28 protein-coding genes are annotated in these 25,559 nt (G+C 56.6%); 17 read left to right on the top strand and 11 right to left on the bottom strand.

All coding sequences use genetic code 11. The annotated features are described in order from the left end of the window. Positions 1–4 precede the first annotated feature (4 nt). Genes PY793_RS02855 through PY793_RS02845 form a run of 3 tightly spaced genes read right to left on the bottom strand, consistent with a single transcriptional unit; the run spans position 5 to position 3,137 of the window. Positions 5–502 (bottom strand): phosphatidylglycerophosphatase A family protein, encoded by a 498-nt coding sequence (locus PY793_RS02855; protein ID WP_275176585.1) that lies wholly within the window; start codon positions 500–502, stop codon positions 5–7. Beyond that, a complete protein-coding gene (locus PY793_RS02850) occupies positions 499–2,478 on the bottom strand; it encodes a lytic transglycosylase domain-containing protein (protein ID WP_275176584.1) in 1,980 nt (659 codons plus the stop codon). Before PY793_RS02850 ends, PY793_RS02855 begins: the two co-directional genes overlap by 4 nt. Positions 2,479–2,528: 50 nt before the next feature. Further along, a complete protein-coding gene (locus PY793_RS02845; protein WP_275176583.1) occupies positions 2,529–3,137 on the bottom strand; it encodes a YjbE family putative metal transport protein in 609 nt (202 codons plus the stop codon). A gap of 162 nt (positions 3,138–3,299) precedes the next feature. Between PY793_RS02845 and purB the strand changes: the two genes are divergently transcribed. The 9 genes from purB to PY793_RS02800 all read left to right on the top strand — a co-directional run bounded on the left by purB (position 3,300) and on the right by PY793_RS02800 (position 10,119). Beyond that, complete coding sequence (purB, locus tag PY793_RS02840; RefSeq protein ID WP_275176582.1) at positions 3,300–4,649, top strand: adenylosuccinate lyase; 1,350 nt, start codon at positions 3,300–3,302, stop codon at positions 4,647–4,649. A 152-nt stretch (positions 4,650–4,801) separates the two neighbouring features. After that, on the top strand, positions 4,802–5,569 hold the full coding sequence (gene purC / locus PY793_RS02835; RefSeq protein ID WP_048853840.1) for a phosphoribosylaminoimidazolesuccinocarboxamide synthase: 768 nt from the start codon (positions 4,802–4,804) through the stop codon (positions 5,567–5,569). Positions 5,570–5,597: 28 nt separating this feature from the next. After that, the gene (purS, locus tag PY793_RS02830) at positions 5,598–5,840 is read left to right on the top strand and encodes a phosphoribosylformylglycinamidine synthase subunit PurS (RefSeq protein ID WP_086645965.1); all 243 of its coding nucleotides are present in this window, start codon (positions 5,598–5,600) and stop codon (positions 5,838–5,840) included. Further along, positions 5,837–6,208, top strand: a complete 372-nt coding sequence (locus PY793_RS02825; protein ID WP_275176581.1) for a Rap1a/Tai family immunity protein — start codon at positions 5,837–5,839, stop codon at positions 6,206–6,208. Before purS ends, PY793_RS02825 begins: the two co-directional genes overlap by 4 nt. Continuing rightward, positions 6,205–6,906: a phosphoribosylformylglycinamidine synthase subunit PurQ gene (purQ, locus tag PY793_RS02820; RefSeq protein WP_275176580.1), complete on the top strand. Its 702-nt coding sequence runs from the start codon at positions 6,205–6,207 to the stop codon at positions 6,904–6,906. The genes PY793_RS02825 and purQ overlap by 4 nt, the downstream gene beginning before the upstream one ends. Further along, positions 6,903–9,107, top strand: coding sequence for a phosphoribosylformylglycinamidine synthase subunit PurL (gene purL / locus PY793_RS02815; RefSeq protein WP_275176579.1), 2,205 nt, complete (start codon positions 6,903–6,905; stop codon positions 9,105–9,107). The genes purQ and purL overlap by 4 nt, the downstream gene beginning before the upstream one ends. Before the next feature lie 15 nt (positions 9,108–9,122). Beyond that, positions 9,123–9,353, top strand: a complete 231-nt coding sequence (locus tag PY793_RS02810) for a BolA family transcriptional regulator (RefSeq protein ID WP_275176578.1) — start codon at positions 9,123–9,125, stop codon at positions 9,351–9,353. 39 nt (positions 9,354–9,392) lie between these two features. Further along, positions 9,393–9,731, top strand: a complete 339-nt coding sequence (grxD, locus tag PY793_RS02805; protein ID WP_275176577.1) for a Grx4 family monothiol glutaredoxin — start codon at positions 9,393–9,395, stop codon at positions 9,729–9,731. Positions 9,732–9,801: 70 nt separating this feature from the next. Beyond that, entirely contained in the window at positions 9,802–10,119 is a 318-nt protein-coding gene (locus PY793_RS02800; protein WP_275176576.1) for a hypothetical protein, read from the top strand. A gap of 62 nt (positions 10,120–10,181) precedes the next feature. Here PY793_RS02800 and PY793_RS02795 read toward each other — a convergent pair whose 3' ends face one another. Beyond that, positions 10,182–10,505 (bottom strand): YraN family protein, encoded by a 324-nt coding sequence (locus PY793_RS02795; RefSeq protein ID WP_275176575.1) that lies wholly within the window; start codon positions 10,503–10,505, stop codon positions 10,182–10,184. 127 nt (positions 10,506–10,632) lie between these two features. Here PY793_RS02795 and cls point away from each other — a divergent pair, with 127 nt between their 5' ends. Next, positions 10,633–12,060 (top strand): cardiolipin synthase, encoded by a 1,428-nt coding sequence (cls, locus tag PY793_RS02790; RefSeq protein ID WP_275176574.1) that lies wholly within the window; start codon positions 10,633–10,635, stop codon positions 12,058–12,060. Here the strand turns inward: cls and PY793_RS02785 are convergent. Continuing rightward, positions 12,051–12,758, bottom strand: a complete 708-nt coding sequence (locus PY793_RS02785; RefSeq protein ID WP_275176573.1) for an endonuclease/exonuclease/phosphatase family protein — start codon at positions 12,756–12,758, stop codon at positions 12,051–12,053. The genes cls and PY793_RS02785 overlap by 10 nt on opposite strands. Beyond that, positions 12,755–13,843: an AI-2E family transporter gene (locus tag PY793_RS02780; protein ID WP_275176572.1), complete on the bottom strand. Its 1,089-nt coding sequence runs from the start codon at positions 13,841–13,843 to the stop codon at positions 12,755–12,757. Before PY793_RS02780 ends, PY793_RS02785 begins: the two co-directional genes overlap by 4 nt. Positions 13,844–14,054: 211 nt before the next feature. Between PY793_RS02780 and PY793_RS02775 the strand changes: the two genes are divergently transcribed. Together PY793_RS02775 and metC are read left to right on the top strand one after the other, a co-directional pair. Further along, positions 14,055–14,903, top strand: coding sequence for a sulfurtransferase (locus PY793_RS02775; protein WP_275176571.1), 849 nt, complete (start codon positions 14,055–14,057; stop codon positions 14,901–14,903). After that, on the top strand, positions 14,900–16,111 hold the full coding sequence (gene metC / locus PY793_RS02770; protein WP_275176570.1) for a cystathionine beta-lyase: 1,212 nt from the start codon (positions 14,900–14,902) through the stop codon (positions 16,109–16,111). The genes PY793_RS02775 and metC overlap by 4 nt, the downstream gene beginning before the upstream one ends. Positions 16,112–16,114: 3 nt before the next feature. Here the strand turns inward: metC and PY793_RS02765 are convergent, their stop codons facing one another. From PY793_RS02765 to PY793_RS02750, 4 genes are all read right to left on the bottom strand, one after another. Continuing rightward, a complete protein-coding gene (locus PY793_RS02765) occupies positions 16,115–17,608 on the bottom strand; it encodes a YifB family Mg chelatase-like AAA ATPase (protein WP_275176569.1) in 1,494 nt (497 codons plus the stop codon). Positions 17,609–17,630: 22 nt separating this feature from the next. Continuing rightward, entirely contained in the window at positions 17,631–18,890 is a 1,260-nt protein-coding gene (gene serA / locus PY793_RS02760) for a phosphoglycerate dehydrogenase (protein WP_275176568.1), read from the bottom strand. A gap of 107 nt (positions 18,891–18,997) precedes the next feature. Next, positions 18,998–19,789: an inositol monophosphatase family protein gene (locus tag PY793_RS02755; protein WP_275176567.1), complete on the bottom strand. Its 792-nt coding sequence runs from the start codon at positions 19,787–19,789 to the stop codon at positions 18,998–19,000. Then, positions 19,786–20,310 (bottom strand): c-type cytochrome, encoded by a 525-nt coding sequence (locus tag PY793_RS02750; RefSeq protein ID WP_275176566.1) that lies wholly within the window; start codon positions 20,308–20,310, stop codon positions 19,786–19,788. Before PY793_RS02750 ends, PY793_RS02755 begins: the two co-directional genes overlap by 4 nt. A gap of 110 nt (positions 20,311–20,420) precedes the next feature. Between PY793_RS02750 and PY793_RS02745 the strand changes: the two genes are divergently transcribed. The 4 genes from PY793_RS02745 to smpB are packed head-to-tail and all read left to right on the top strand — an operon-like array spanning position 20,421 to position 23,456. Beyond that, positions 20,421–21,161 (top strand): 3-deoxy-manno-octulosonate cytidylyltransferase, encoded by a 741-nt coding sequence (locus PY793_RS02745; RefSeq protein WP_275176565.1) that lies wholly within the window; start codon positions 20,421–20,423, stop codon positions 21,159–21,161. Further along, positions 21,158–22,054, top strand: coding sequence for a prephenate dehydratase (locus PY793_RS02740; protein ID WP_275176564.1), 897 nt, complete (start codon positions 21,158–21,160; stop codon positions 22,052–22,054). The genes PY793_RS02745 and PY793_RS02740 overlap by 4 nt, the downstream gene beginning before the upstream one ends. 11 nt (positions 22,055–22,065) lie before the next feature. Beyond that, the gene (gene dapA / locus PY793_RS02735; RefSeq protein WP_275176563.1) at positions 22,066–22,956 is read left to right on the top strand and encodes a 4-hydroxy-tetrahydrodipicolinate synthase; all 891 of its coding nucleotides are present in this window, start codon (positions 22,066–22,068) and stop codon (positions 22,954–22,956) included. Positions 22,957–22,958: 2 nt separating this feature from the next. After that, complete coding sequence (gene smpB / locus PY793_RS02730) at positions 22,959–23,456, top strand: SsrA-binding protein SmpB (protein WP_275176562.1); 498 nt, start codon at positions 22,959–22,961, stop codon at positions 23,454–23,456. 119 nt (positions 23,457–23,575) lie between these two features. Here smpB and PY793_RS02725 read toward each other — a convergent pair whose 3' ends face one another. Next, the gene (locus tag PY793_RS02725; RefSeq protein ID WP_275176561.1) at positions 23,576–24,271 is read right to left on the bottom strand and encodes a cold-shock protein; all 696 of its coding nucleotides are present in this window, start codon (positions 24,269–24,271) and stop codon (positions 23,576–23,578) included. A 695-nt stretch (positions 24,272–24,966) separates the two neighbouring features. On the opposite strand from PY793_RS02725, the gene PY793_RS02720 reads away from it, so the two are divergent. Beyond that, the gene (locus PY793_RS02720) at positions 24,967–25,392 is read left to right on the top strand and encodes a hypothetical protein (RefSeq protein ID WP_275176560.1); all 426 of its coding nucleotides are present in this window, start codon (positions 24,967–24,969) and stop codon (positions 25,390–25,392) included. Positions 25,393–25,559 lie beyond the last annotated feature (167 nt).

Here is a 25,559-nt window from a genome sequence, read left to right as displayed (position 1 = left end):
CTCTTTACTTGCTCACTGTTTTATTTCCGCAGGTCCATATTTTACGCAGTACCCGCACACAGCCAGCACTGGCAAACCCTGCCAGAACATCATCCCCCATAACGCCAATGGCATCGTGCCGCCTGTCCAGCGCTCCTATGGGGCCTGGTTTAGTAATGTCAAACAACCGGAACAGACCAAACGCTACAATGGGCCATAACAGCCGGTGTGTGGCTTTGGTTGCGGCCTCATCCTGATGACTGTCGGGCAAACAGGCCAGCAGAGCGATCCACATCCCCGCCACTTCATCAATCACAATCCAGCTATGGTCTTCTCCTTCACCCGCACGGGCTGTGGCCCACCAGCCCACAAGGGTTGCCGCCATAGCAGCGCAAACCAGCATGCGGGGCCGCTTTAACAAAGGCAGCCCGACCAGCAGCGCTGCAAGCGACCCAACCGTGCCGGGCGCACGGGGGAACAGGCCGCAGCCTCCAAAAGTTGCGATCAGGCGGGCGGGGGTCATTCCGACGTTCCTAACGCTTTGTAAACAATCATGTTTTCCCACACACGTTGTACGTAATTACGTGTTTCGGCATAGGGAATATTTTCCACCCAGTCGATCATCCGCTCCATTTCCCTCCCATTATGCGCGGGGTCACCTGCCGTAGCCAGCCATCTGGCCAGCCGGGTGGGGCCACCATTATAGGCTGCGGCCATGTAGGGCACTATGGGACCAAACCGATCCTGCAAATGGAGCAGATAGGCCGTACCCAGTTGCATATTATTTTGCGCATCCCTCAGCCCCAAAGCCGTCGCCGCAGATGGTGCCACACCGGCTGCCCGCACCATATCCGCCGCAGTGGAAGGCTTGATCTGCATAAGGCCTATTGCATTGGAGGAACTGACTGCATCGGGGTTAAAGCTGCTTTCCTGCCGTATAAGTCCCATGACAAAATCCCTGGGCAGGTTGCTCTGGGGCGGTGTATAGGGCAGGGGCCAGCCCGAACGCAGCATAAAGACACCGTCCCGCCCGGCATGGCGTGCTATGGTTACGGCAATATCGGGTACGCCCAGACGCAATGCCAGAGATGAAAGCGCCTGACGCTGCGGTGTCTGTGTCACCTGTTTTTCAAAGAGATTCAAAAAATCGCGCGCGTGGTCTTTATCCCCCATGGCCGCCAGCCGAAGAGCTGCCAGAAGCAGGTCGTTACCCATTGGCAGTATCTCTTCAGAGGTAGGGAGGATTGCGTTATCCGCCTGCCTGAGATTTTGCACGATCAAGGCTGGCACCTGCTCCGGCTCTAACAGGGCATTGGCCTGACCTGCCAGAGTTGCCGCCGCCATTTGACCATAATAGGTACCGGGGTAAGCCGTGGCGCGTGTCCAGTCCGCCTGAGCCGCAACCATATTGCCCGCAGTGGCGCGAGCGCGGCCAAGCCAGTAAAATCCACGGCTGCGTGTAATAAGTGAAGAGGATTCAGTAAGCTGACGGAAAAAATCCTCTGCGGTTGCAGCATCATGCTGCAACCGCAGCGCAATCCACCCGCTCAGGAACACAGCCTCTAAACGGCTCTCATCCTGAGCAACCGTGTCATTCGCCACGGCAAAGGCATCTCCGGGTCGATTCTGCTGGATCAGCTCACGGGCCAGCCCGTCACGCTCGCGCCAGAACAGTTTGGAGCGGGTTGTTCTTTCCGCTTCAATGGCTCCAGCTTTCCATAAGGCAACCGCCTCATCATAGCGTTGCTGCTTGCGCAGCCAGCGCGCCAGATCCAGCACAAGCCATGAGTCCGTGCGCGCAGAAGCGGGGAGGGCATCAAATTGGGAGCGCGCCGTTGCGTCATTGTTTCTTAACGCAAGCCGGGCCTGCGCCAGAGACTGCCCGCTGGCGGAAAGATAAGGCAGGGTCTGCTGAGCGGCAGTGAGCAGCCCTGTGCGTTCCTGCCGGTCAAAACGTAACCATGAACTCTGGGGAGTAAGACTTGCCCCGAACGCGCCTGCCAACGCGGTAGCTGCTGCGGGTGTATCGTTCCCATTGGTCCATGCGGTTACAGCTTCGGCCGCCAGTTGCTGCTGGAGAGGCTTATCATCTGGTAGTTGGGCAGCACATTGCACCAGTGCCGGGGCATAGGTCAGTTTTTGGGTATGGCACAGACGCGCCAGAACCTGAGTATCCGTCTCACCCGCCAGAGCCTGCTGCATACGCAGGGTCAACACCGACCAGCGTGGCCATACACTGCCAGACTGCAAAAAATCGGCGTAATCCTGAGCGCTTGCATGTGTTGGCCCGACAAGGCGGAGCCATATATCCAACCGGTCGTTCAGGCTGCCAGTCTGCATGGGACTACGGGCAGGAGCAACTACATCGGCCGCTCCCGTACTCGCCCCAGACGCAGATACCTGCTGGGCAGATGGACCGGAGCAGGCAGTCAGGGAAAACCCGACCAGAGATACTGCGGCAACAAGCTGCCGCCGCCATGAAGGGTAAGAACGGGTCATACCCGGAATTCAACGGGTTTCTTGCAATTTGGCAAGCTCTTTTGTCAGGCTCAGGAGAGGTGGCCCCACACCTCTCCGCCACCACTCACAATCAGTTCCACGGCAACGGCAAGTACAACCAGCAACCCTACCCACGAAATCCATTTATACCGTTCAAGCAGCCGCGCAATCAGGGAGGCCGCCAACCCCATAAGCACAACAGACAGGGCCAGCCCCATGACCAGAATACCGGGATGTTCACGCGCAGCCCCGGCCACGGCCAGCACGTTATCCAGACTCATGGACAAATCAGCGATCAGGATTTTGATAATGGCCGAACGCAGGCTGCCCGGCGCGCTCCCGGCCTCTCCATCAGCGGCATGGCTGTGCCGCATCTCACGGTACATGCGCCAGCAGACCCATAGCAGAAGCAGCCCGCCAGCCAGTGTCAGACCGACAATGCTCAGCAGCTTGACCGCCACAAGTGCCAGCAGCACCCTGGTAACCGCAGCCAGCCCCACGCCAGCCCAGATGGCCTTGCGCCGCTGCGCCCCACCAAGTGAACGCACGGCCATACCAATGACAACTGCGTTGTCCCCGGCCAGCGTCACATCAATCAGCACAACCTGCAAGAGGGCGGCAACTGCCGGAAAACTGGCAGAATCAAATAGGTTGGCCACAATAACTCCGATTCCAGAACACGCATTGAGTGGCGCAAATTTCTGGCACGCGACAGAAAATGTCAAAGTTTTCCGCATTGCGGGCAGACGACATGCGCGAAATCCGCTAGAGAGACGCCACCTGTCTGACGTTTAAACTGTTCTGGTTAAGGAATTCGCGTTATGGTTCCGCGCTATACCCGCCCCGTCATGGCCGCAATCTGGTCTCCTGAAAACCGCTATCGAATCTGGTTCGAGATCGAAGCTCTGGCCTGCGAAGCCATGGCAGAATACGGGACGGTCCCCCAGGAAGCCGCCAAAGTGGTCCGCGAAAAAGGCAACGCCGCCATGGCTGCTTTTTGCGATGCAGACCTCGCCCGGATTGACGAGATCGAAGCCGAAACACGGCATGACGTTATTGCGTTCCTGACTTGGCTGGCGGAAAAAGTCGGTCCGGAAAGCCGCTTTGTCCACCTGGGCATGACCTCCTCGGACGTGCTGGACACCTGCCTTGCCGTGCAGCTTGTGCAGGCCGCCGACCTTCTGCTCAGGGACCTGGACGAAACCCTGGCCGCCCTGAAGGCCCGTGCGTTCGAACACAAACACACTCTGACCATTGGCCGCAGCCACGGCATCCATGCCGAACCCACGTCTTTCGGTCTCAAGATTGCTGGCCATTACGCCGAGTTCGCCCGGAACAGAACCCGCCTTGAAACAGCACGGGCCGAAATTGCCACCTGTGCCATTTCCGGCGCTGTAGGCACATATGCCCATCTCGACCCGCGCATAGAAGCCTATGTGGCCGAACGTCTTGGCCTGCAGGCCGAAGCGGTTTCCACCCAGGTTATCCCACGTGACCGCCATGCTGCTTTTTTCTGCACCCTCGGCGTTATTGCCAGCAGCATTGAGCGGCTTGCAACGGAAGTCCGCCACCTGCAACGCTCGGAAGTGCGCGAGGCGGAGGAATTCTTCCATCCGGGGCAGAAGGGGTCTTCTGCCATGCCGCACAAGCGGAACCCCGTACTGACCGAAAACCTGACCGGCCTTGCCCGTCTGGTGCGCGCTGCCGTTATTCCCGCACTGGAAAACGTAGCGCTGTGGCACGAGCGTGACATCAGCCACTCCTCGGTTGAGCGCAACATCTGCCCCGATGCCACCATTGGTCTGGACTTTGCCCTTGCCCGCCTGTCCGGCATGATCACCAAACTTGTCGTATACCCCGACCGCATGGCCGCAAATATCGAGAGCCTTGGCGGTGTGGTACATTCAGGTGAAGTCCTGCTGGCTCTGGCAAAAGCCGGGCTGTCTCGCGAGGATGCCTACCGTATTGTCCAGCGCAACGCGATGGCGACATGGACCAGACTAGGCACGCCCGAAGGCAAAACATTCCGCGAAAATCTGGCCGATGATACCGAAATTTCGGGCCGTATTCCTGCCGACGTGCTTGATGCCGCCATGGATAGCCGCCAGCACCTGAAGGCGCTGGACTTCCAGTTTGAAAAAATCTTTGGCGAAGCAGGCCCAAAACAGTAAGGGCCAATCCTGTTTGCACAGGCTGTATCCTCCACGCGGGAAGCCTGCTATGAACACAGGAGCAATAAAGGGGTGAACCGCCAGCTTGGTTCCCCCGTTTTTTGGGGTGGTCACCCAACCGCCCGCACACATTTCGACAGGTAAGGATCATTATGGCCCGTCGCCGCCAGCTTTATGAAGGTAAAGCCAAAATCCTCTTTGAAGGTCCGGAACCGGGGACCCTTGTGCAATACTTCAAGGACGATGCCACGGCTGGCAATGGTGCCAAAAGCGGTGTGATTACCGGCAAAGGTGTGCTCAACAACCGCATTAGCGAACACCTGATGCTGCGTTTGCAGGAAATCGGCATCCCCACCCACTTTATCCGCCGCATCAACATGCGTGAGCAGTTGGTAAAGGAAGTGGAGATTATCCCGCTTGAAGTGGTCATCCGCAATGTTGCCGCTGGCAGTATTTCCAAGCGTTTCAACATTCCCGAAGGCCAGCGCCTGCCGCGTCCGATTGTTGAGTTCTATTACAAGAATGACGAACTCGGTGATCCGCTGGTATCGGAAGATCACATTATTGCATTTGGCTGGGCCTGCCCGCATGATCTGGAAGATATTACAGGCATGTCCATGCGTGTGAATGACTTCCTCTGCGGTCTGTTCAGCGGCATTGGCATCCAGTTGGTGGACTTCAAGCTCGAGTTCGGCCGCTGCTGGGAAGGCGAGGACATGCGTATTGTTCTTGCTGACGAAATTTCGCCTGATAACTGCCGTCTGTGGGATCTTCGTACCAACGAGAAGCTCGACAAGGACCGCTTCCGCCGTGATCTGGGCAACGTGAAGGAAGCGTATCAGGAAGTTGCACGCCGCATGGGCATCCTGCCGGAAAATGGTGCCGGGGGTGACATGAAGGGCCCAGAAACAGTTCAGTAACCCCTACGGGTACTTTGGGAGTTTGAGAATGAAAGTACGTGTAACCGTCATGCTTAAGGACGGCGTTCTGGACCCGCAGGGAAAGGCCATTGGTCACGCACTGCACACACTGGGCTTTGAGGGCGTGCAGGACGTGCGCGTTGGCAAGGTCATAGAGCTGGAGCTGCATGGTGTAAAAGCAGAAGAAGCACACGAAAAAGCGGGGGAAATGGCCCGTAACCTGCTCGCCAATCTGGTGATCGAGGACTACTCGGTAGAGGTTGTGGCATGAAGCGCCTTGTCCTGATCGCCCTTGCAGGTGCGCTGGCTGTTCCCGGTCTGGCGCACGCCCAGCGGCTGGCCCCCATGAAGGCAGGAGCGCTTGGCAAGATGTGTTCCGGCTCGGCCAGCCGCACCGCGTGCGATGCTTATCTGAGCGGTCTGACCGATGGCGTCACTCTTGCCCAGATCAACGCGCACAATACGGGTGACGCCTCAACCCCCACGGGTTTTTGTGTGCCCGCCAGCGAAGACATTGCCGCAATCCGCGCCAAAGTGCTCACCTGGCTAAAAGCGCATTCCGACTCTCTGGGCAAACCAGTAGGCGAGAGCGTTTTTACCGCCCTGCATGACTCTTATCCGTGTGACGTGAAAAAATGAAAGCAGCGATTGTCGTATTCCCCGGCACGAACCGGGAACGAGATATGGCCATTGCCCTGCGGCGCGTGACCGGGCAGGCCCCACGCATGATCTGGCATCACGAGACAGATCTGAACGGTGTGGATCTGGTCGTGCTGCCCGGTGGCTTCAGCTATGGTGATTACCTGCGTTGTGGCGCAATGGCCGCACATTCCCCGATTATGGGAGCCGTGCGCGACTTTGCCGCCAAAGGTGGGCATATTCTGGGCGTGTGCAACGGCTTTCAGATCTTAACCGAAAGCAACCTTCTCCCCGGCGCGCTCCTGCGTAATGCGGACCTGAGGTTTCTCTCGCAAGACTGCCATTTGCGCGTGGAAATTGAAGGCACACCCTTTACCCGGCGCTGGAAAAAGGGAGACATCTTCCGCACTCCTCTGGCGCATGGAGATGGCAACTATACTGCCGATGCCCAAACCCTTGCCCTCATTGAAGGCGAAGGGCGCGTTGCATTCCGCTACGCAGACGCCAAAGGCCATGTGCGCGCGGATGACAGAACAAGCAACCCCAACGGCAGCGTGAACAGCATTGCCGGTGTTCTGAGCGAAAACAAACGTATTTGCGGCATGATGCCCCACCCCGAGGATCTGGTTGATCCGCTGATGGGGGGCGAGGATGGTCTGCCGCTGTTTGAAGGTCTGGTGGAGGCTCTTGTCCGGTGAATAAGCCTGTAACCGTTGATGAATCCCTGGCACGTGAATTCGGCCTGACGGGTGGGGAATACGGCCGTGTTCTGTCTATCATGGGCCGCACGCCCAGCCTGACGGAACTCGGTGTCTTTTCCGTCATGTGGTCGGAGCACTGCTCCTACAAATCCTCTCGCAAATGGCTGCGTGGCCTGCCAACCAAGGCTCCGTGGGTTATCCATGGACCGGGCGAAAACGCAGGCGTTGTGGATATCGGGCAAGGTTATGCTGCCATCTTCAAGATGGAAAGCCATAACCACCCCTCCTTTATCGAACCCTATCAGGGAGCGGCTACAGGTGTGGGCGGTATTCTGCGTGACGTGTTTACCATGGGTGCGCGCCCCATTGCCAACCTGAACGCCCTGCGCTTTGGCAGCCCCGAAAACCCCACCACCCGCCGCATTGTCGATGGCGTGGTGCGGGGCATTGGTGGCTATGGCAACTGCGTAGGTGTGCCTACAGTCGGGGGAGAAATCAACTTTCACCCTGCCTACGACGGCAACCCGCTTGTAAACGCCATGACCGTGGGCATTGCCCGGCAGGACCGTATTTTTCTGTCAGCTGCAGCCGGGGTTGGCAACCCTGTTGTCTATGTTGGTTCACGCACAGGGCGGGACGGTATCCATGGTGCCACCATGTCCTCCGCCGAGTTTGATGAGGATGCGCTTTCCAAGCGCCCGACCGTGCAGGTTGGCGACCCCTTCATTGAAAAACTGCTGATCGAAGCCTGTCTGGAACTGATGGCCACAGACGCTATTGTTGCCATTCAGGACATGGGGGCTGCCGGTCTGACCTCTTCCGCCGTGGAAATGGCGGGCAAGGGGGGCGTGGGTATTGAGCTCGATCTTGATGCCGTACCCCAGCGCGAACCCAACATGACCGCCTATGAGATGATGCTTTCTGAAAGTCAGGAACGCATGCTCATGGTCCTGCGTCCTGACCGGACAGAACTGGCACGCCAGATTTTTGAAAAGTGGGAACTGGACTTTGCCATTATCGGTCATCTGACCGAAACCGGCCATATTGTCATCAAGCACAAAGGGCAGCTTGAGGCCGATATTCCACTTGGCCCTCTGGCTGATGAGGCACCGGTTTATGACCGTCCCTCCATTCCTCCGGAAAAACCTGCAGAACTGGGGAGTGTTCACGCACCTCTCTCGCTTGATGCAATGCTGCTCCAGCTTGTGGCCTCACCTGATCTGGCATCGCGCGCATGGGTGTGGAACCAGTATGACAGCACCGTAGGGGGGCAGACTGTCCGCCGCCCTGGCGCTGCGGACGCCGCCATTATCAAGGTGGACAATACGCAGCTCGGTCTTGCGCTGACCACGGATTGCACACCACGCTATTGTCAGGCGGACCCGCGCACAGGTGGCGCACAGGCCGTGGCTGAAGCATGGCGCAATATTACGGCAACCGGCGCACGGCCTCTGGCAGTGACGGACAACCTGAACTTCGGCAATCCCGAAAAGCCGGAAATCATGGGCCAGTTCATTGCGGCACTGGAGGGCATGGGAGAAGCGTGCAGGGTTCTCGACTTCCCCATCGTGAGCGGCAACGTCTCCCTGTACAACGAAACCCGGATGCCCGATGGCACAACTCAGGCCATTCTGCCGACACCCGCCATTGGTGGTCTTGGTGTTCTGGATGATGTGTCCTCTGCCGTGGGCCTTGGCATGCAGCCCGATAGCGATCTGGTGCTGATTGGCACAACCCAAGGCGAACTTGGTCAGTCCATCTGGCTGCGTGAAATTCTGGGGCGTGAAGAAGGCGCACCGCCAGCGGTAAATCTGGTGGCAGAAAAACGGAACGGGGATTTTGTCCGGGCCGAAATTCAGGCAGGCCAGATTAGTGCATGTCATGACATTGCCGATGGTGGCATTCTGGTTGCCGCAGCCGAAATGGTCATGGCATCAGGCACGGGCTGCGAACTGGAAAGCCCGGATTCAGGTATCCGCCCGGAAGCTTTCTGGTTTGGTGAGGATCAGGCCCGCTACCTTGTATGCGTTGCCGATGCCCGGTCTTTTTGCGCTAGAGCCGCACAGGCGGGAGTGCCTGCACGTCTGATGGGTCGCTCCGGTGGAAATGATTTGATTCTACCCAGCGGCGTCACCATATCTGCTGCACGCCTTAAATCAGCGCATGAAACCTTTTTTCCTGCACTGATGGACCAATAGGGAAGAGACAGCATCATGGCCATGTCCACCACAGAACTTGAAGCTTATATTCTGAAGGCGTTCCCTGATGCCCAGATCAAGATTGATGATCTGGCAGGAGATGGGGATCACTATTCCTGTTCGATTGTAAGCGAGGCTTTTCGTGATGTTCCGCGTGTAAGGCAGCATCAACTCGTTTATAACGCGCTTGAAGGACATATGGGGGGCAAACTGCATGCGCTGGCCCTCCGTACGTCCGCTCCCTGACCAGAGCCCGGATTCTACACGAGCAAGGATAACAGACACATGACTGATTCCATTAAACAGACCATTCAGCAGGATATTGAGTCAAACCCTGTCATGCTTTTTATGAAGGGGGATGCTGATTTCCCACAGTGTGGCTTTTCTGCCCGCGTTGTACAGATCCTGCAGCAGATTGGCGTACCGTTCAAAGCTGCCAATGTTCTGGCAGATTCCGCACTGCGTCAGGGCATTAAGGACTATTCCAACTGGCCGACCATTCCTCAGCTTTACGTCAAAGGGGAGTTTGTTGGTGGGTGCGATATTGTGACCGAAATGTACCAGACCGGTGAGCTGCAAAAACTGCTGCAGGAAAAAAACATCGCCTGCAACGCATCCGCCTGAATTATAGGTTGTCAGCCTGCAATTGCTTTGTATAGTTTCAGGCAGACATAAGATCAGGGGGCTAAGGTTAATGACGCGAGTGCCGTTTGTACGCGGGCTTTTTGCTCTGGCCGGTATTGGTCTGAGTGTAATGGCCACCAGTTCTTCAGTGCATGCGGAACGCGTTCTTTCCGATCTGGAAGCCAGCAAATTAACCTTTGCCTCCCTGACCGCCCCACCACCTGTTGCACATGTTCGCCATATTGCACACCATACGGCAACAGTAAGCCATGCACAGCACAAGGTGGTTCTGGCTGCTGCCCAGCATGGTAAAATGGTGCATCTGGTCAGCTACCATCCTGGTGCACATACAGTGGTACACAGCAGCAAGCCCCACCGCCGCACCTGAATGCAGTCTGGTTTAGGCAGGTCACGTTTCTGGGCAGGGCAGCCCTTTAGTCCATCCGTGACTTACATCTGACGGATAATATCTTCCAGCCACGCCATCTGGCCTTTTGCATCCAGCATAAACAGGTCAAATCGCAGGTTTTCGTACTGCCACTGTGGGTGGCTTTGCAACAAACACTCTGCAGATCTGTATACTCTTCGGGATTGTGTTGCAGAAAGACATTCCGCAGCCCCACGCAATGTCTGGCGTTGTTTAACTTCAATAAAACAGATCGTTGCGCCATTCTGTGCAACAATATCAATCTCGCCTCTGCGTGTTTTTGCCCTTTGAAGCAGAATGTTCCAGCCTGCCTCCCGCAATTTCCGGCAAACAGCTTCCTCTGCCATCAGACCATTCTGGTAGGACGCATAGCCCCTCGCCCGCTTTGCGGTGGAGACTGAAAGCTGTTGTGCAGAACACTTATTCGTTATGTTGTGGACGCCAGCCGCCTGTTGTGAAAGCTTTTCCTCTGCCATGTTTTTTGATCTCCAGTTTGCCACAACAGTCCTGATTGTTGCGTGTATGCGCCTGTGTCTGGTTACCGGCGTGAGTTTGCATATTCTGCTCACAAAACGGAATACATCATCGGCCATCGGATGGATTGGCATCTGTGTTCTCATGCCGTTTCTGGGAACAGGTCTCTATCTTATGTTCGGGATCAACCGTGTGACCCGGCTTGCAAAAAAGCTGGTAGGGGACCGAACGGCACATAGGCCGGATGGCGCTGACCTATCCACATGGAACAGGGAACTGGATGGTCAGTTTGCTCCGCTGGCATTGATGGTAGGCAAGCTGACAACCCGCCCTGTTGTTGGCAATAACAGCATCACCTGCCTGCATGATGGCGATGGTGCATACCCGCATATGCTGGACGCCATAGAAAAAGCAACCAGAAGTATTCTGCTGTGTTCGTATATTTTCCGGCATGATGCCAGCGGGCAATTATTCGCAGACAGGCTGATTGCTGCGCATAAAAGGGGGGTCAATGTCCGTGTGCTGGTCGACGGTATTGGCAGCGGGTATTTTTTATCGCCCATTTACCGTTATCTGAGAAGGGAAGGGGTTCCTTGTGCGCGCTTCATGCATTCACTCCTCCCCTGGCGGATGCCGTTCCTTAATTTACGGAACCACCGCAAGATTCTGGTTGTAGACGGTAGCGTTGGGTTTATGGGGGGGCTCAATATTGCCGATAACAATCTGGTCGCGCGCAAGCCCCGGCACCCTGTATCTGACACGCATTTCCGGATTGAAGGTCCGGTTGTGCACCAGTTGGCGCGGGTTGCAGCATGGGACTGGTATTTTACAACCGGGGAACAACTGAACCGGGATCTCTTTTTGCAAGAACATACCAGTAAAGGGAGTTCTCTGGCCCGAATTGTTACCGCAGGCCCGGACACGGATCTGGAAAAAATTGAATATACCATGCTTCAGGCCATTACACTTTCGCGCAAAAGCATACGGTTGATGACACCTTATTTTTTACCAGGTGCACGCTTTTTATCCGAACTGGGATTAGCCGCCCTGCGTGGCGTACAGGTCGATATCATTATTCCGCTCCGCAGTAACCATCGTCCGCTGGACTGGGCCTGCGCTGCCAATATTTCCCCCTTGCTGGACACCGGAGTACGGGTCTGGCACGCCAATCCACCCTTTAACCATTCCAAACTGATGGTAGTGGACAAGGCGTGGTCTTTTGTGGGCAGTTCCAACCTTGATATTCGCAGTCTGCGTCTGAACTTTGAGATCAATATGGAAACATACGATGTCACCATAGCTGAAATCATGGATGATTTCATATGCCAGCACCGCAACCACCGGCTAACACATTATGATCTGGACAAACGGAACTTCCCGACCCGCATACGGGATTCCTTTGCCAGACTGTTCATGCCTTACCTGTAAGCACTAGCCAGTGTGCGTCGGCCCATTTCTGGCTGAAGCGTGACCGCTATTGGCCTATGATCCGAAGCAAAAACTGGCAGCACCTGCGCATCCGAACAGACCATGCCTTCCACCAGGCAGCGATCCAGACGAATGGGCAGGAGGTCAATCATACGATGTGTCGGAGCTTTTGGTCCCACGTCGGCAAATCCCGGAACAAGGGTTGGCCCCACCAGATTAAAGTCCCCCAGAATAGCGCATGGCGCAGACAGCAAGGATGCGATCCGCCGCAACTGCCTGCGGTTAAGCATCTGTCCATGTGAAAGATGAACATTAGCCAAGGAAAACTGAGGGTAATCTATGATCTGGGCGTGTCGTTTAACGATTGGTCCGGACGGAATGGTGCATGCCCGTGGTGGCCGCGCAAAAGGGATGCGGCTCCAGCACGCCACACCATGAATACGCCCCGGCAAAGGAGAGCGTGCATAATGACCACCAATCACATCTGGCAGCACGTCTATTTCCACCGTAGCTTCCTGCATGAGCAGAATATCCGGCTGTTCCGCCTCTATCAGAGCGGCCACATCATGTACTGTCGCCCCCGTGCGGCGGAGCAGGTTCCAGCTGATAATACGGACACCCGGCGTGTCATTGGCTGCCACATGCCTGCGTCGCCCTTTGGATGCGCGTTCAACAAAACGGGCCAGACGGCTCTTCATGGTGCGATATTCCTTGTATCATCCAGTGGTGGTCGTGCTGGCTCGCCCTGCGCAAATTCCATGGTCAGCGTAAAGCCGATGGCAAGCAGGACCGGCCCCAGAAAAATACCCACCCCTCCAAAAGCTAACAATCCACCTATAACTCCCAGCACGGTAAGCAGGTAAGGCAGCTTGGAACCGCGTGCGATAAACAGCGGACGGATGAGATGATCCGCACCAGAAATAAATACCACCCCATAGACGATAAGCAAAATACCCTTCAGCTGGTGGTGGGTTACAAACAGCCATATCGCGGCCGGTATCCACACCAGAGGCGCACCAACAGGGAATACCGCCAGAAATGCAGCAATTCCACCTAGAATAACCGGCTCGGCCATGCCAAAGAACCACAATCCGAGTCCGGTCAGAATACCCTGAATAATGGCGGTGCCAAGAATGCCATACACGGTGCCACGCACCGTACTGGCAATAATGGACAGGTGCCGCCCGGCCCGCGGTCCGGCAATCCGCAAAATAACAGCCTGCAACGTGTCCCACAAAATGGAACCGCTGATCCAGAAAAAGAAAGAAATGAACAAAGCAGTTACAAGATGCAGCGCTCCACTGGCCATTTGCATGAGCACGCCAAGAACAGACTGGATAATTCCCCCCGCATACGGTCGCAATTCAGCTGCGGCAAACCCGAGGTTACGGCTCCACAACGCCCAGCGGCGATGAATATCCGGCCCAAAAACAGGCAGGTTATCCAGCCATCTCGGGAGGGGAGGCAATTGGTTGACCTGCCCGAACAGGGTTGTCAGCTGCAACGCCCAGCGCGGCCCGGACGCCACACAGGCTGATGCCAGCAGGGCGAGCGGAAACACCACGCATACAGCGCACAGGACCGTCATGATCAGGCTGGCCGCATTGGCCCCCATACTCCGCCGCAAATACTGGAAAAGAGGCCATGTGGTATAGGTGAGCACCCCCGCCCAGAGCAGAGCGGAAGAAAAGGGAACCAGCACGGCTATGCAGCCATAGGCAATCCCTACCAGCAATAAAAACCGGAGAATACGTTCAGCCGTCAATGTGTGACTATCAGTCATGCGTGCAACTAACCACCGAACGTCTTAATTTTGTGTCTTGCTGACAGGAACATGGCATATCAGCAGTATGATATGGCGTATTCCGCACTGAGTTTCCAGCCGGTTCGGATAAAGGCTTTGTGCAGGCTCTTCACATATCATAACTCATTTGCCAGTTCTGAAGGACTATGTGATCGTTATTGTCCTGTTAAAAAACATGAGGTCTCTGGCCATGTCTCCTCTCATTCCCGGCAGCTTTCTCCCAGCACTTGCCACGGACACCACAATCCGCTTTCTGGATGCCACAACACCATTACCCGGGGAGACATTTGACCCGCAGACTGAATTTATGGCGTGCCATATTCCGGGCAGCCAGTATTTTGACATCTCTGTTTTTTCCGACCTGCAGAGCACCCTGCCGCATACCGTGCCATCTGCCGCACGCTTTGCGTATCTGTTTGGCCAGATGGGTATTACCCCGCAGACCCATGTTGTTTTTTACGATCAGGGCAATGTAGCTTCTGCATGCCGGGCCTGGTGGATGACCAGACTGTTCGGGCATGAAAAAACCCAGATCATCCATGGCGGCCTAAAGGCCTGGCGGCAGCAGAACCTTCCTGTGGAACAGGGGGAGGGGGCATTGCATACCCCGCAGGTCTACCACCCCAGAACAGAATATTCCCGTCTGGCCGGTCTTGGGGACATGCTTGAACATGTTCGACTGCAAAACCGCCCCATACTGGATGCCCGTAGTGCTGCGCGTTTTTATGGCACAGAACCTGAGCCGCGCGCAGGCGTAAAATCCGGGCACATGCCCGGCGCACGCAACATTCCCTATAAAACCGTGCTGGACGAAAATGGTTTTTTTCTTCCCGCTTCACAACTGCAAACCCTGTTTTTACAGGCGGGTGTTTCCGCCACAACGCACCCTATCACCACCTGTGGCTCCGGCATGACCGCCGCAGTGCTGAACGTTGCACTGGAACTGGCGGGATTTACCTCCAACGCTCTTTATGATGGTTCCTGGGCCGAGTGGGGCAGCACACCGGGTATGCCAGTGACAAACGGACAAAAGCCATGACAGACCGCAACAGTGTTGATGCCGGGTGGCAGAAACTTGGCACGTCCCTGACCCATACAGGCCGCCCCCCCCCGTCCGAAGCGGGGACATACGTCAACCCACCGCTGGAGCGTGGCTCCACTGTGCTCTTTCCCTCGCTCAAGAGCATGAACCGCAAAGGTCAGGAACGTTATGTTCACACAAGCATCTATGGCGCCATGGGCTCCCCCACCCAGCACGAGCTGGAAAAACTGATTGCGCACATAGAAGGTGGCACAGACTGCCAGATTGTCAGCTCCGGTCTGGCGGCATGCACCACGCCATTGCTGGCTTTTTTAAAAGCAGGCGATCACTGCCTGCTGGCCGACAGCGTTTATGGCCCAACCCGCCGTTTTGCCGACAACATGCTCGGGCGCTTTGGAGTGGACATTTCCTACTTTCCTCCCTGTGCCAGCCGGTCCGAAGTGGAAGAATACGTCCAGCCCAACACCCGCATCATTTTTACCGAGAGCCCGGGCAGCCATACGTTTGAAGTGCAGGATATTCCCATGCTGGCAGAAGTTGCTCACCGGCATGGCGCTCGTCTTTTTCTGGACAACACATGGGGGTTTGGCATTTTTGCCCCGTTTGCACATGGCGTGGATGTCTCCATTCAGGCCTTGACCAAATATCCTTCCGGCCACTCGGATGTTATTGCCGGAGCCGTCACTGTAGCCGATCAGGCAAGCTGGCATATCCTGCGGGATGCCTCCATCCAGCTTGGTCAGGTGGCCGGACCAGACGAATGCTGGCTTACCCTGCGCGGTCTGCGCACAATGGGGGTCCGTCTGGCGCAGCAGGCCCGCACCGCCCTGCAGGTTGCCACATGGCTCAAACAACGCCCTGAAGTGGCGCAGGTTCTGCACCCTGCGCTGCCAGACTGCCCGGGCCATAACTTCTGGAAACGCGATTTTACAGGTGCAGGCAGCCTGTTTGGCGTGGTTCTGAAGCCCCCATACACCTGCCAGAGCATGGAACGCATGATTAACGCCATGCAACTGTTTGGCATTGGTGCATCATGGGGTGGATACGAAAGTCTGGTACTCCCGACCACAGGAGGCATAACGCGGAATTTTGGCGCAGAACAGCCGGAACTTCCCGCCTTCAGGCTACAGATCGGTCTGGAAAACGCACAGGACCTGATTGATGATCTGGATCAGGCCTTTAACGCCCTGCACCACACAGCCTGAAGCTTACGAAGCGGAGCGGGCACGGAATGTAGCAGCTTCGGCAATATGCTGCGGCTCTACATCTGGCGCGGCCACCAGATCGGCAATGGTTCTGGCAACCCGCAACAGACGGGTGTACCCCCGCGCAGAAAAACGGTACCGCTCCGCCACAACCTGCGCCAGTTCCTGAGCACTCCCGGTAAGCGAGAGCACATTCAGCGCCGCCTCGGCATTTTTTTGTATACCCTGCCGCTCTGTCTGGAACATTCTGGCCCGAGCCACACGCAAGGCGACTGTTGCGGTATTTTCTCCCCCCATCTCCGTCATGTAACCAAGGGGTTCATAGGGCTGCATGGCCACATGCAGATCAACACGGTCCATAAGGGGGCCGGACAGACGTGCCAGATAATCCGCTCCACAACGGGGCGCTTTGCTACATTCGCGCATTGCATCCCCCAGATACCCACAACGGCAGGGGTTCATGGCAGCTATAAGCTGAAAACGGGCAGGGTAGGTGATATGTCTGGCCGCGCGCGCAATACTGACCTGACCGGTTTCCAGCGGCTGGCGTAAAGCCTCAAGCGCTGCGCGCGAAAATTCGGGCAGTTCATCCAAAAACAGCACACCATGGTGCGCCAGACTGATTTCCCCCGGTCTGGCGCGCGCACCACCGCCCACCAGTGCAGGCAGGCTCGCGGAATGGTGTGGCTCCCTCACAGGCGGGCGGCGTATGGGCCTGCCATCAGGCAACAGCCCGGCTGCACTGTAAATGCGTGAAACCGCCAGACTTTCCGATGGCAACAGGTCAGGCAATAATCCGCGCAACCGTGCCGCAAGCATGGATTTACCCGCACCTGGCGGACCGGAAAGTAAAAGGGAATGTCCACCCGCAGCCGCAATTTCCAGCGCCCTGCGCCCTGTTTCCATCCCTCTGATATCCGCAAGATCAGGTTCAACACCTGTAGCAGGAGGTTCCGAGCGGGAAAAAACAGGCGGGCTGAGGATTTGCAGACCAGAAAAATGGTTGATCAACGCCAGAAGGTCTGGCGCCGCAAGGATGGCAATATCACCACCACATAAGGCTTCCTCGCCCTGTGGAGCAGGACACACAAGCCCCAGCCCCATGGAGGCCGCCTCCAGAGAAGCCGAAAGCACACCCGAAACAGGATTAAGCCGCCCATCGAGCGAGAGTTCGCCAAGGGCTGCATAACGCCCCACTTCCTCTGCAAAGATCACCCCCATGGCCGCCAGCAGGGCCAGCGCGATGGGCAGATCAAAATGTGATCCTTCCTTTGGGAGGTCGGCAGGAACAAGATTAACAAGAATACGCTTTGCAGGGAGCGCCAGCCCTATGGCGGTCAAGGCGGCCCGAACACGCTCACGCGCTTCACCTACCGCCTTGTCTGGCAGACCTACAACCAGAAATGCAGGCAAACCAGAGGATATCTGCACTTCAACCCATACGGGTCTGGCCTCGATACCCGAAAAAGCAAAACTGCGGATGCGGGAATAGATCATTCCCGCACTCCGCAAGCCATGCTTAGCGACCCTTGTAAATTAGACGGGCACGAACCGTGCCATCAAGTTCACGCAGTGCCTTAAGCAGACGGTCGTCCAGATCCGTATCCCCACCCGTATCGGCCTCAATCACCACATAACCGATCTCTCCATCGGTCTGGAGGAACTGGGCTGTTACGTTGCAGGTTTCACGCAGGAAGATTTCATTCAGCTTCATCATAACACCGGGGATGTTATGGTGTGCATGCATGAAGCGCGTGCCACGCGGGCTTTGCGGCAATTGAACACCCGGGAAGTTAACCGCACCAAACGTGGAGCCAACGTCCGAATATTCCACCAGCTTGCGGGCGACTTCCACACCAATACGTTCCTGAGCTTCCGCCGTGGAACCACCAATATGGGGGGTGAGAATGACGTTATCCAGCCCCATGATCGGGGTGGACAGCAGATCACCCGGGCCTTTGGGTTCTTTGGGATACACGTCAATGGCGGCACCAAGCAGATGTCCGCTTTCCAGCGCCTTGGCCAGCGCATCCAGATCGACAACATTGCCGCGGGCATTGTTGATGAGGAAGGATCCCTTCTTCATCTTGCTGATCTGCTCTGCACCCATCAGGTTTGCCGTAGTTGGCAGCTGAGGTACGTGCAGGCTCACCACATCACTCTGGGCCAGCAGGTCATCCAGCGTATCAACCGGCAGAGCGTTGCCGTGGCCGAGTTTATCCGTCACATCGTAATAGACAACCCGCATGCCAAAGGCTTCCGCCAGAACGGAGAGCTGTGAGCCAATGGAGCCATAACCCACAATCCCAAGTGTTTTGCCGCGCACTTCCCAGCTATTCGCCGCAGATTTGGTCCACTCGCCTTTATGGCACTCGACCGAGCGGGGGAAAATACGACGCATCAGCATAACAATTTCCCCCATGACCAGTTCGGCCACGGAGCGCGTGTTGCTGTACGGCGCATTAAAAACCGGAATCCCGTTCAGGCGTGCGGTTTCAAGATCAACCTGATTGGTGCCAATACAAAAGCAGCCAATGGCCATCAGGCGATCTGCCCCTTCAAGCACGTCCTTGGTCAGCTGCGTACGCGAGCGGATACCAACAATATGCACACCTTCCAGCGCTTTTTTGAGCGCATCGCCCTCAAGCGCGCCTTTGTGGCGTACGACATTTTCGTAACCACAGGCCTTGAGGAGGGCGACGGCACTATCGTGGATACCCTCCAGCAGAAGAATACGGATCTTGTCCTTGGAGAGGGACAGGTGCGTGCTCGTGCTCATATTGGACTGACCATCGCTGTTGTACCGAAGCGCAGACCTATCGCAAAACCGGGGCAATGCATAGTCTGACCGGCCAGATTTGGCGATATTCCCCTCAATAAATCTTGTTAACCCGCCTGCAGAATACGCACAGCCTCACGGTGCAGGGAAGCGGAACCCGCGGCCAGAACCGTGCGATCTCCATCCATCCGCAGGGGGGAACCATCCCACGCGCTCATAACCCCGCCAGCGCCTTGCACAATGGGCACAAGTGCTCCCCAGTCCCAGGGATTCATGTCACATTCGGCAATCAGATCAATCTGGCCCAGGGCAAGCAGCCCGTAAGCGTAACAATCCCCCCCCCATGTCATGCGCCGAGCCTGCTGCTTGAGTACCTTCCAGCGGTCATGCGGTGCCAGTTCGAGCATTTCGGGCGATGTACACGACATTTCAGCCTCGTCCAGCACAACATCCTGCCGGGTGCGCGCCTGCCCCCCCAAAGAAGAAGAAAACATGGTCGCACGTCCCTTGACCCCAACCCAGCGTTCACCCAGAACCGGCTGGTCCAGAATACCCAGCACAGGCTCTCCTTTGTAAAAAAGGGCAATCAAAGTACCAAAAAGCGGACGTCCGGTTACAAACGCCCGTGTGCCATCCACCGGGTCCAGCAGCCACTGGTAATCCGCCTGAGCGTTGTCCTGCCCAAATTCCTCGCCAAACACACCATGCTCTGGCAGACGTTCAGCCAGAATAGCCCGCATAACCCGTTCTGCCGTCCTGTCCGCCACCGTAACAGGGCTTGCATCCTTTTTGCTCTCTACCCCGACACCACGCCTGAACCATGGCCGGACAACGCTCCGCGCCGTCTCCGCCAGCATGATTGCCACATCCACAAACTGGTCTGTTATCTGCGGGGTCATCGGCTTTCTCCTGTTGCTGGGGTGAGGGTGGGGGCAGGGGTGTGCAGTGTATGCAAATAGCTGATCACATCCGCCCTGTCCTGCGGATCGGACAGACCGGCAAAAGACATGCGTGTGCCCACCACATATCTGGCAGGCGCCATAAGCCAGTCAGATAATCTCTGGTCATCCCATATCTGCGCGGCATGCTGACGCAAAGCCGCAGAATAGGCATAGCCGGGAAAAGTCGCTATATTCCGCCCCACAACACCAGCCAGAACCGGACCGGCATTTCCTTCGCTCCCAAGGGCAAAGCTGTGGCACTGAGCACAAATACGCCCCGCCAGCATAGTGCCATGCGCCAGACTGGCACGCACCATGTAAGGCGCAACAGGAACTGCCCGCAGGTCTGGCAGACGAAAAACCGGAGCCGCAGGGGCTGTGTCCGGCACGATCGCATGCGCCGTCACCAGCGCCCCCCCCAAGGCCACCACGCTTATCAACGCCGAAACCGCCACCCTGTTCAGGAACCTGCCATCCATCCGAACTTTTGCCCTGCTGATCACTGGTTGCGTTTGCATTGCAGCTTTTCTAGACTGCGCCGCACTTTTCCACGCCTATAAAACGCGCTGTATTCTGGAGCAAGCTGAGCATGCCGCCCCTTGTTGTCATACCCGCCAGACTTGCCTCAACAAGGCTACCCGGCAAGCCCCTGGCCGATATTGCCGGGCTGCCCATGATCGTACATGTGCTTCATGCGGCTCTCAGGGCCGAAATTGGTCCGGTTGTGGTTGCAGCCGCTGACCCCGAGATTTGCGATATTGTCACCAACGCGGGCGGGACGGCGGTACTGACCGACCCTGACCTGCCATCCGGTTCAGACCGGGTCTGGCAGGCTGTGCAGACACTGGACCCGCACGAGCGATACTCCACCATCATCAACCTGCAAGGAGATCTGCCCACACTGGCACCAGATGCCCTGCATACGGTGTGCAGGGTCATGGATGATCCTGCGTTTGATATTGGAACACTCGTCGCCCCCATTACCTTTGAAGAAGAGGCAGCAGCCCCTTCTGTTGTCAAGGTCGCATGCCACTTTGAGCAGGCAGCCGAACATGCGGTTGCACTCTATTTTTCCCGTCAGCCCATTCCCGCGGGGCAGGGGCCGTTATGGCACCATGTTGGTATTTACGCGTGGCGGCGGACCGCTCTGGCCCGCTTTGTCCAACTCCCCCCATCTGGCCTGGAAAAACGTGAAAGTCTGGAACAGCTCAGGGCGCTGGAAGATGGTATGCGTATTGGCTGCGCACGTCTTGCAATCGCGCCCTTTGGGGTTGATACACCACAGGATCTGGAACGGGCACGCCGCCTGCTTGGAGCTGAAAGGCCATGATGGACAGGATTATAGCCTTTCAGGGCATGCACGGAGCGTATTCCGATATGGCCTGCCGCGCCGCGCGACCCGGCTGGACTACCCTGCCATGCCACAGCTTTGCCGATGCCATAGACGCCGTGCATGCAGGCAAGGCCGAACAGGCCATGCTGGCATGCGAAAACAGTCTGGCAGGCCGTGTGCCTGATATCCATTCGCTCCTGCCAGCAGCCGGGCTGCACATTATTGGCGAGCACTTCCAGCGTGTTGAACACTGCCTGCTGGTTGTCCCCGGCACACGCATGGAGCAGATCCGCCGCATACATACGCATCCTGTGGCCATGGCCCAGATACGTAACCTGCTTAAAAACAACACCCTGATCCCTGTAACCGAGTTTGACACGGCAGGAGCAGCAGAGCTGGTCGCACTCTGGCAAAAGCCCGAGGAAGCCGCCGTGGCCTCCGCCCTTGCCGCAGAACTGTACGGGCTGGAAATCCTGCAGCGGAATGTGGAAGATGCCTCCCACAATACGACGCGCTTCTATATTACCGCGCGCACACCGCAGGTGCCCACACCACAGACACCTCACGTCATGACCACGCTGCTCTTCAGTGTACAAAACAGCCCCGGCGCTCTGTATAAAGTGCTTGGAGGCTTTGCCACCAATGGCGTCAACATGACCCGGCTGGAAAGCTACATGTCGGGCGAAACATTTGCCGCTACACGTTTTTTGATGGATGTAGAGGGCCACCCCGGCGATTCCCATCTGGGCAAAGCCTTGGCGGAACTTGAATTTTTTTCCAAAAACGCCACAATTCTAGGTGTCTATCAACAATCGCCGTTCCGGCACCGTGCTTCCATCCAAGGGCAGGACGTCCCACGTTCCGCTCCAGCAGATGCCATTCCAGGATAAGTGACCGCCCCATGCCTCATACATTCTTCTCCGGCTCCATAACTGCGCTCATCACCCCCATGAACCGGGATGGAAGTCTGGACTTTGACTCGTTTGAAAAACTGGTGGACTGGCAGATCAAGGAAGGTACCGCAGGTCTATGCGCCGTAGGTACAACGGGCGAAAGTCCAACGCTGTCACACACAGAGCACCACGCTGTTGTTGAACGCACCATAAAAGTTGCCAACGGCCGTGTGCCTGTTATTGCCGGGGCGGGTTCCAACAGCACGTCCGAAGCCGTTGATCTGGCCCGTCACGCGGAGCAGGCGGGGGCTGCCGCAGCCCTTGTTGTGGCTCCCTATTACAACAAGCCTACGCAGGAAGGTCTGTACCGGCACTTCATGGCCATAGCGGACGCTGTTTCCATCCCGGTTATTCTGTACAATATTCCCGGCCGCTCCATTATTGACATCAGTGTGGAAACAACGGCTCGTCTGGCCAAACACGGCAATATCGTAGGGGTAAAGGATGCAACCGCAAACCTGTTCCGCCCCCTGCAGGTCCGCCGGGCAGTGGACAAGTCTTTTAACCAGCTTTCGGGCGAAGATGGCACTGCTGTAGCTTTTCTTGCAGCCGGGGGGGACGGATGCATCAGCGTGACATCCAACATTGCTCCCGCCCTGTGCGCCGCAGTACAAGCAGCATGGAAAGCGGGGCAGACGCAGGAAGCCATTGCCATTCAGGACCGCCTGACCCCACTGCATGACACCCTGTTCTGCGAGAGCAATCCCGCACCCGCCAAATATGCGGCAAGCCTGCTGGGCCTTGCGGGAGAAACCTGCCGTCTGCCACTGGCACCCCTGAGCGATGAATCGCGCCACAAGGTACGGCAGGCTCTGGTTGATGTTGGGTTGCTGGGCTGATCATGTCCACAAAATCCAGCAAAAGCACCATGATCTCCCACGGCATGGTCGCACAAAACCGCAAGGCCCGCTTTAACTACACCATAAAGGAAACAGTCGAGGCCGGGCTTGTACTGAAAGGGCCGGAAGTTAAAAGCCTGCGCCTGGGCCGCGCAACAATTGGCGAGGCCTTTGCTGGCGAACGTAATGGCGAACTCTGGCTGTTTAACAGCTATATACCTGAATATCAGGGGGGAGTTTTGTCCCGCTTTGATTCGCGCGCCCCCCGCAAACTGCTGATGCACCGTAAGCAGGCCCAGAAGTTTATGGGTGCCATTGCCAAGCAGGGAGCAACCCTTGTTCCGCTGGATATTCACTTTAACGACCGCGGACTGGCCAAAGTTACCCTTGGTCTGGGTGTTGGCAAAAAAAGTGTGGACAAGCGGCAGACCGTAGCAGACCGGGACTGGCAGCGTGACAAGGCCCGCCTGATCCGCAACAAGGGGAAGGGCGACTACTAGCGCATTCCGCCTGTTCCATACAAACAGGCCCGCACAATACTGACAGATGTAAACGGCATAAAAAAGCCTCGGTCATGTAACCGAGGCTTTTTTCTTACTAACCGCTAAAAAGCAGTCCCTCAGGCAGAGGTCACTTCAGCAGCTTCGGGGCCCTTCTGGCCCTGAACAACTTTAACGTTCACGCCCTGACCTTCATTCAGGCCCGGCAGACCGGAACGTTCCAGCGCAGAAGCGTGGATAAAGATGTCCTTGCCACCGCCTTCAGGCGTGATGAAGCCAAAGCCTTTAACAGCGTTGTACCACTTAACGGTACCGCGCGTATCTTCAGCATCAGACAGATCAGGAGCGGGGCGGGCAGCAGGGCGGGCGCCAAAGCCAGGACGGCCACCAGCGGGGCTACGCGGACGTTCCGGCTGAGCCGTGCTTTCATCAACAGAGATGACTTCGGCAACCTGGCGACCTTTAGGCCCCTGACCAATGCGCACAACCAGCGTAGCGCCGGGGTTTACACCCTGCACACCAGCCTGAGACAGTGCATTGGCGTGCAGGAACACATCGCCCGATCCATCAGCGAGTTCAACAAAGCCGAAGCCTTTTTCGCCATTGAACCACTTAACGGCTGCACCCACTTCCGGGCCGGAAGCGATAACCTGCGGACCGCCAGCGGGCCGACGCGGAGCAAACCCACCACGGTCGCCGCCGCCGCCACCATAAGCGGGACGCTCACCGAAAGAAGGCATCGACATATAATTGTCGTCATCAAATCCGCCGCGGCGAGGAGAACGGGGGCTGCGGTCGGTCCTGTTACTTTTCAACGGTCTTGATCCTGGAGTGCGGAGAAGATGGAAACTTCTCCGGATATTGAAAAACGGGCAAACTGCCAGAATGGGTTGACAGGATTACGTGCTTTGAACAAAAAGCCCATCATTCCCCCTCCTGAATATTGCAAACATGCCCAACGCATGCGTAGCACAGTCGTTAGCGTGCTGCTACAGCAAAGCATGAAAACCGTGCCTGCTTCACGCACTTTTCTTCGTATCACAAATTTGTGATGCCAGCCTCTTTTCGAACCTGCCCCAAGCCCCCTCACACAGCCACCACACGCGGCACATACCCCGCAACTTTTGGATGAGAGCAGTCTCAACAATTACCCACTCAGATTTGGGGAGCAGGCACAAACACTTTCTGGAATCGAACAAAGCGAGAGCCACCAGCCCGCGTCCATCCCGGCCAGCCATGCTCCTTCATCCCAGACCGCCCCGGCAAACCTGCCACACGTTCAAGCAACCCGATGCATGGCGCAGCCCTCTCCTTGTAATTCGGACTTTGTGTTTAATTAGTTTTCACACCTCTCTGCATCTCAGCCTCAAAAAATGTGCATTATTTAATCAATTGCATTATTTTTGTGCATAAACTTCCATCAAATTCTGCATTTCTGTGTTTTTTTCGCCACTACCTCGCCAACCTGCCCGTTTATGAGGCGAAATTCCCCTCTTTCCTGTAGCGCGGCATGAAGTTTCGCCCTTACTCTCGAAATCAGAAAGAGCCACCGGGTTTTGATGTAGGGGATACAGAACTTATGCTGCGCCAGTCGGAAACACAGAACATCTGCCAGATTATCCCGTTCCAGATGGAAATCATGTGTCGCCACCGCGACTATCTGGACCGCTGGATTGCCGCCAGTCAGCCCATGGGCATTTGCGATGCCGATATCTTTCCTGCTGAGGAGAAGCAGGCTGGTGTTTCATCAGGCTATGTTCTTGTATGGGTGCGCGAAACATCAAACCCCGCCTACAAGGTTTATTCTCGCGGCAACCGCTGGATTGTTATGGACGCGGTGCGTGACAACACTCTGGGCCAGTTTGCTTCTTTTGCCGATGCCCTGAACATGATCCGCCCTGTTCTGCCGGTCAAACAGGATATTGTTGCCGCCTAACCCTCCCATAACTTTCTGGTGCTTTCCGGCCGCCACTCCCATGCCCCGGGGTGGCGGTTTTTCTTTGCCCTGAAGCTGATAAAATACCCGATGGAAGCAGATATTTCCATTTGAGGGATTGCCACTGCACTTTACCGTGCGGCAAGGACAGGGCAGGCATCTTGCTG

This window comes from Acetobacter fabarum (assembly GCF_029069195.1).
In the GTDB taxonomy this organism is placed as follows: domain Bacteria; phylum Pseudomonadota; class Alphaproteobacteria; order Acetobacterales; family Acetobacteraceae; genus Acetobacter; species Acetobacter fabarum_A.
This window is presented reverse-complemented; position numbering and strand designations above follow the sequence as displayed.

Excerpts from the sequence above, each read along its gene's own strand:
- cls (WP_275176574.1), top strand. The coding sequence starts at position 10,633 with ATGTTTTTTGATCTCCAGTTTGCCACAACAGTCCTGATTGTTGCGTGT.
- PY793_RS02825 (WP_275176581.1), top strand. The coding sequence starts at position 5,837 with ATGAAGCGCCTTGTCCTGATCGCCCTTGCAGGTGCGCTGGCTGTTCCC.
- PY793_RS02810 (WP_275176578.1), top strand. The coding sequence starts at position 9,123 with ATGGCCATGTCCACCACAGAACTTGAAGCTTATATTCTGAAGGCGTTC.
- smpB (WP_275176562.1), top strand. The coding sequence starts at position 22,959 with ATGTCCACAAAATCCAGCAAAAGCACCATGATCTCCCACGGCATGGTC.
- PY793_RS02775 (WP_275176571.1), top strand. The coding sequence starts at position 14,055 with ATGTCTCCTCTCATTCCCGGCAGCTTTCTCCCAGCACTTGCCACGGAC.
- PY793_RS02795 (WP_275176575.1), bottom strand. The coding sequence starts at position 10,505 with ATGGCAGAGGAAGCTGTTTGCCGGAAATTGCGGGAGGCAGGCTGGAAC.
- PY793_RS02765 (WP_275176569.1), bottom strand. The coding sequence starts at position 17,608 with ATGATCTATTCCCGCATCCGCAGTTTTGCTTTTTCGGGTATCGAGGCC.
- purB (WP_275176582.1), top strand. The coding sequence starts at position 3,300 with ATGGTTCCGCGCTATACCCGCCCCGTCATGGCCGCAATCTGGTCTCCT.
- metC (WP_275176570.1), top strand. The coding sequence starts at position 14,900 with ATGACAGACCGCAACAGTGTTGATGCCGGGTGGCAGAAACTTGGCACG.
- PY793_RS02720 (WP_275176560.1), top strand. The coding sequence starts at position 24,967 with ATGAAGTTTCGCCCTTACTCTCGAAATCAGAAAGAGCCACCGGGTTTT.
- PY793_RS02750 (WP_275176566.1), bottom strand. The coding sequence starts at position 20,310 with ATGGATGGCAGGTTCCTGAACAGGGTGGCGGTTTCGGCGTTGATAAGC.
- PY793_RS02800 (WP_275176576.1), top strand. The coding sequence starts at position 9,802 with ATGACGCGAGTGCCGTTTGTACGCGGGCTTTTTGCTCTGGCCGGTATT.
- PY793_RS02740 (WP_275176564.1), top strand. The coding sequence starts at position 21,158 with ATGATGGACAGGATTATAGCCTTTCAGGGCATGCACGGAGCGTATTCC.
- PY793_RS02755 (WP_275176567.1), bottom strand. The coding sequence starts at position 19,789 with ATGACCCCGCAGATAACAGACCAGTTTGTGGATGTGGCAATCATGCTG.
- PY793_RS02785 (WP_275176573.1), bottom strand. The coding sequence starts at position 12,758 with ATGAAGAGCCGTCTGGCCCGTTTTGTTGAACGCGCATCCAAAGGGCGA.
- purC (WP_048853840.1), top strand. The coding sequence starts at position 4,802 with ATGGCCCGTCGCCGCCAGCTTTATGAAGGTAAAGCCAAAATCCTCTTT.
- purQ (WP_275176580.1), top strand. The coding sequence starts at position 6,205 with ATGAAAGCAGCGATTGTCGTATTCCCCGGCACGAACCGGGAACGAGAT.
- PY793_RS02850 (WP_275176584.1), bottom strand. The coding sequence starts at position 2,478 with ATGACCCGTTCTTACCCTTCATGGCGGCGGCAGCTTGTTGCCGCAGTA.
- grxD (WP_275176577.1), top strand. The coding sequence starts at position 9,393 with ATGACTGATTCCATTAAACAGACCATTCAGCAGGATATTGAGTCAAAC.
- serA (WP_275176568.1), bottom strand. The coding sequence starts at position 18,890 with ATGAGCACGAGCACGCACCTGTCCCTCTCCAAGGACAAGATCCGTATT.
- PY793_RS02745 (WP_275176565.1), top strand. The coding sequence starts at position 20,421 with ATGCCGCCCCTTGTTGTCATACCCGCCAGACTTGCCTCAACAAGGCTA.
- dapA (WP_275176563.1), top strand. The coding sequence starts at position 22,066 with ATGCCTCATACATTCTTCTCCGGCTCCATAACTGCGCTCATCACCCCC.
- PY793_RS02855 (WP_275176585.1), bottom strand. The coding sequence starts at position 502 with ATGACCCCCGCCCGCCTGATCGCAACTTTTGGAGGCTGCGGCCTGTTC.
- PY793_RS02780 (WP_275176572.1), bottom strand. The coding sequence starts at position 13,843 with ATGACTGATAGTCACACATTGACGGCTGAACGTATTCTCCGGTTTTTA.
- purS (WP_086645965.1), top strand. The coding sequence starts at position 5,598 with ATGAAAGTACGTGTAACCGTCATGCTTAAGGACGGCGTTCTGGACCCG.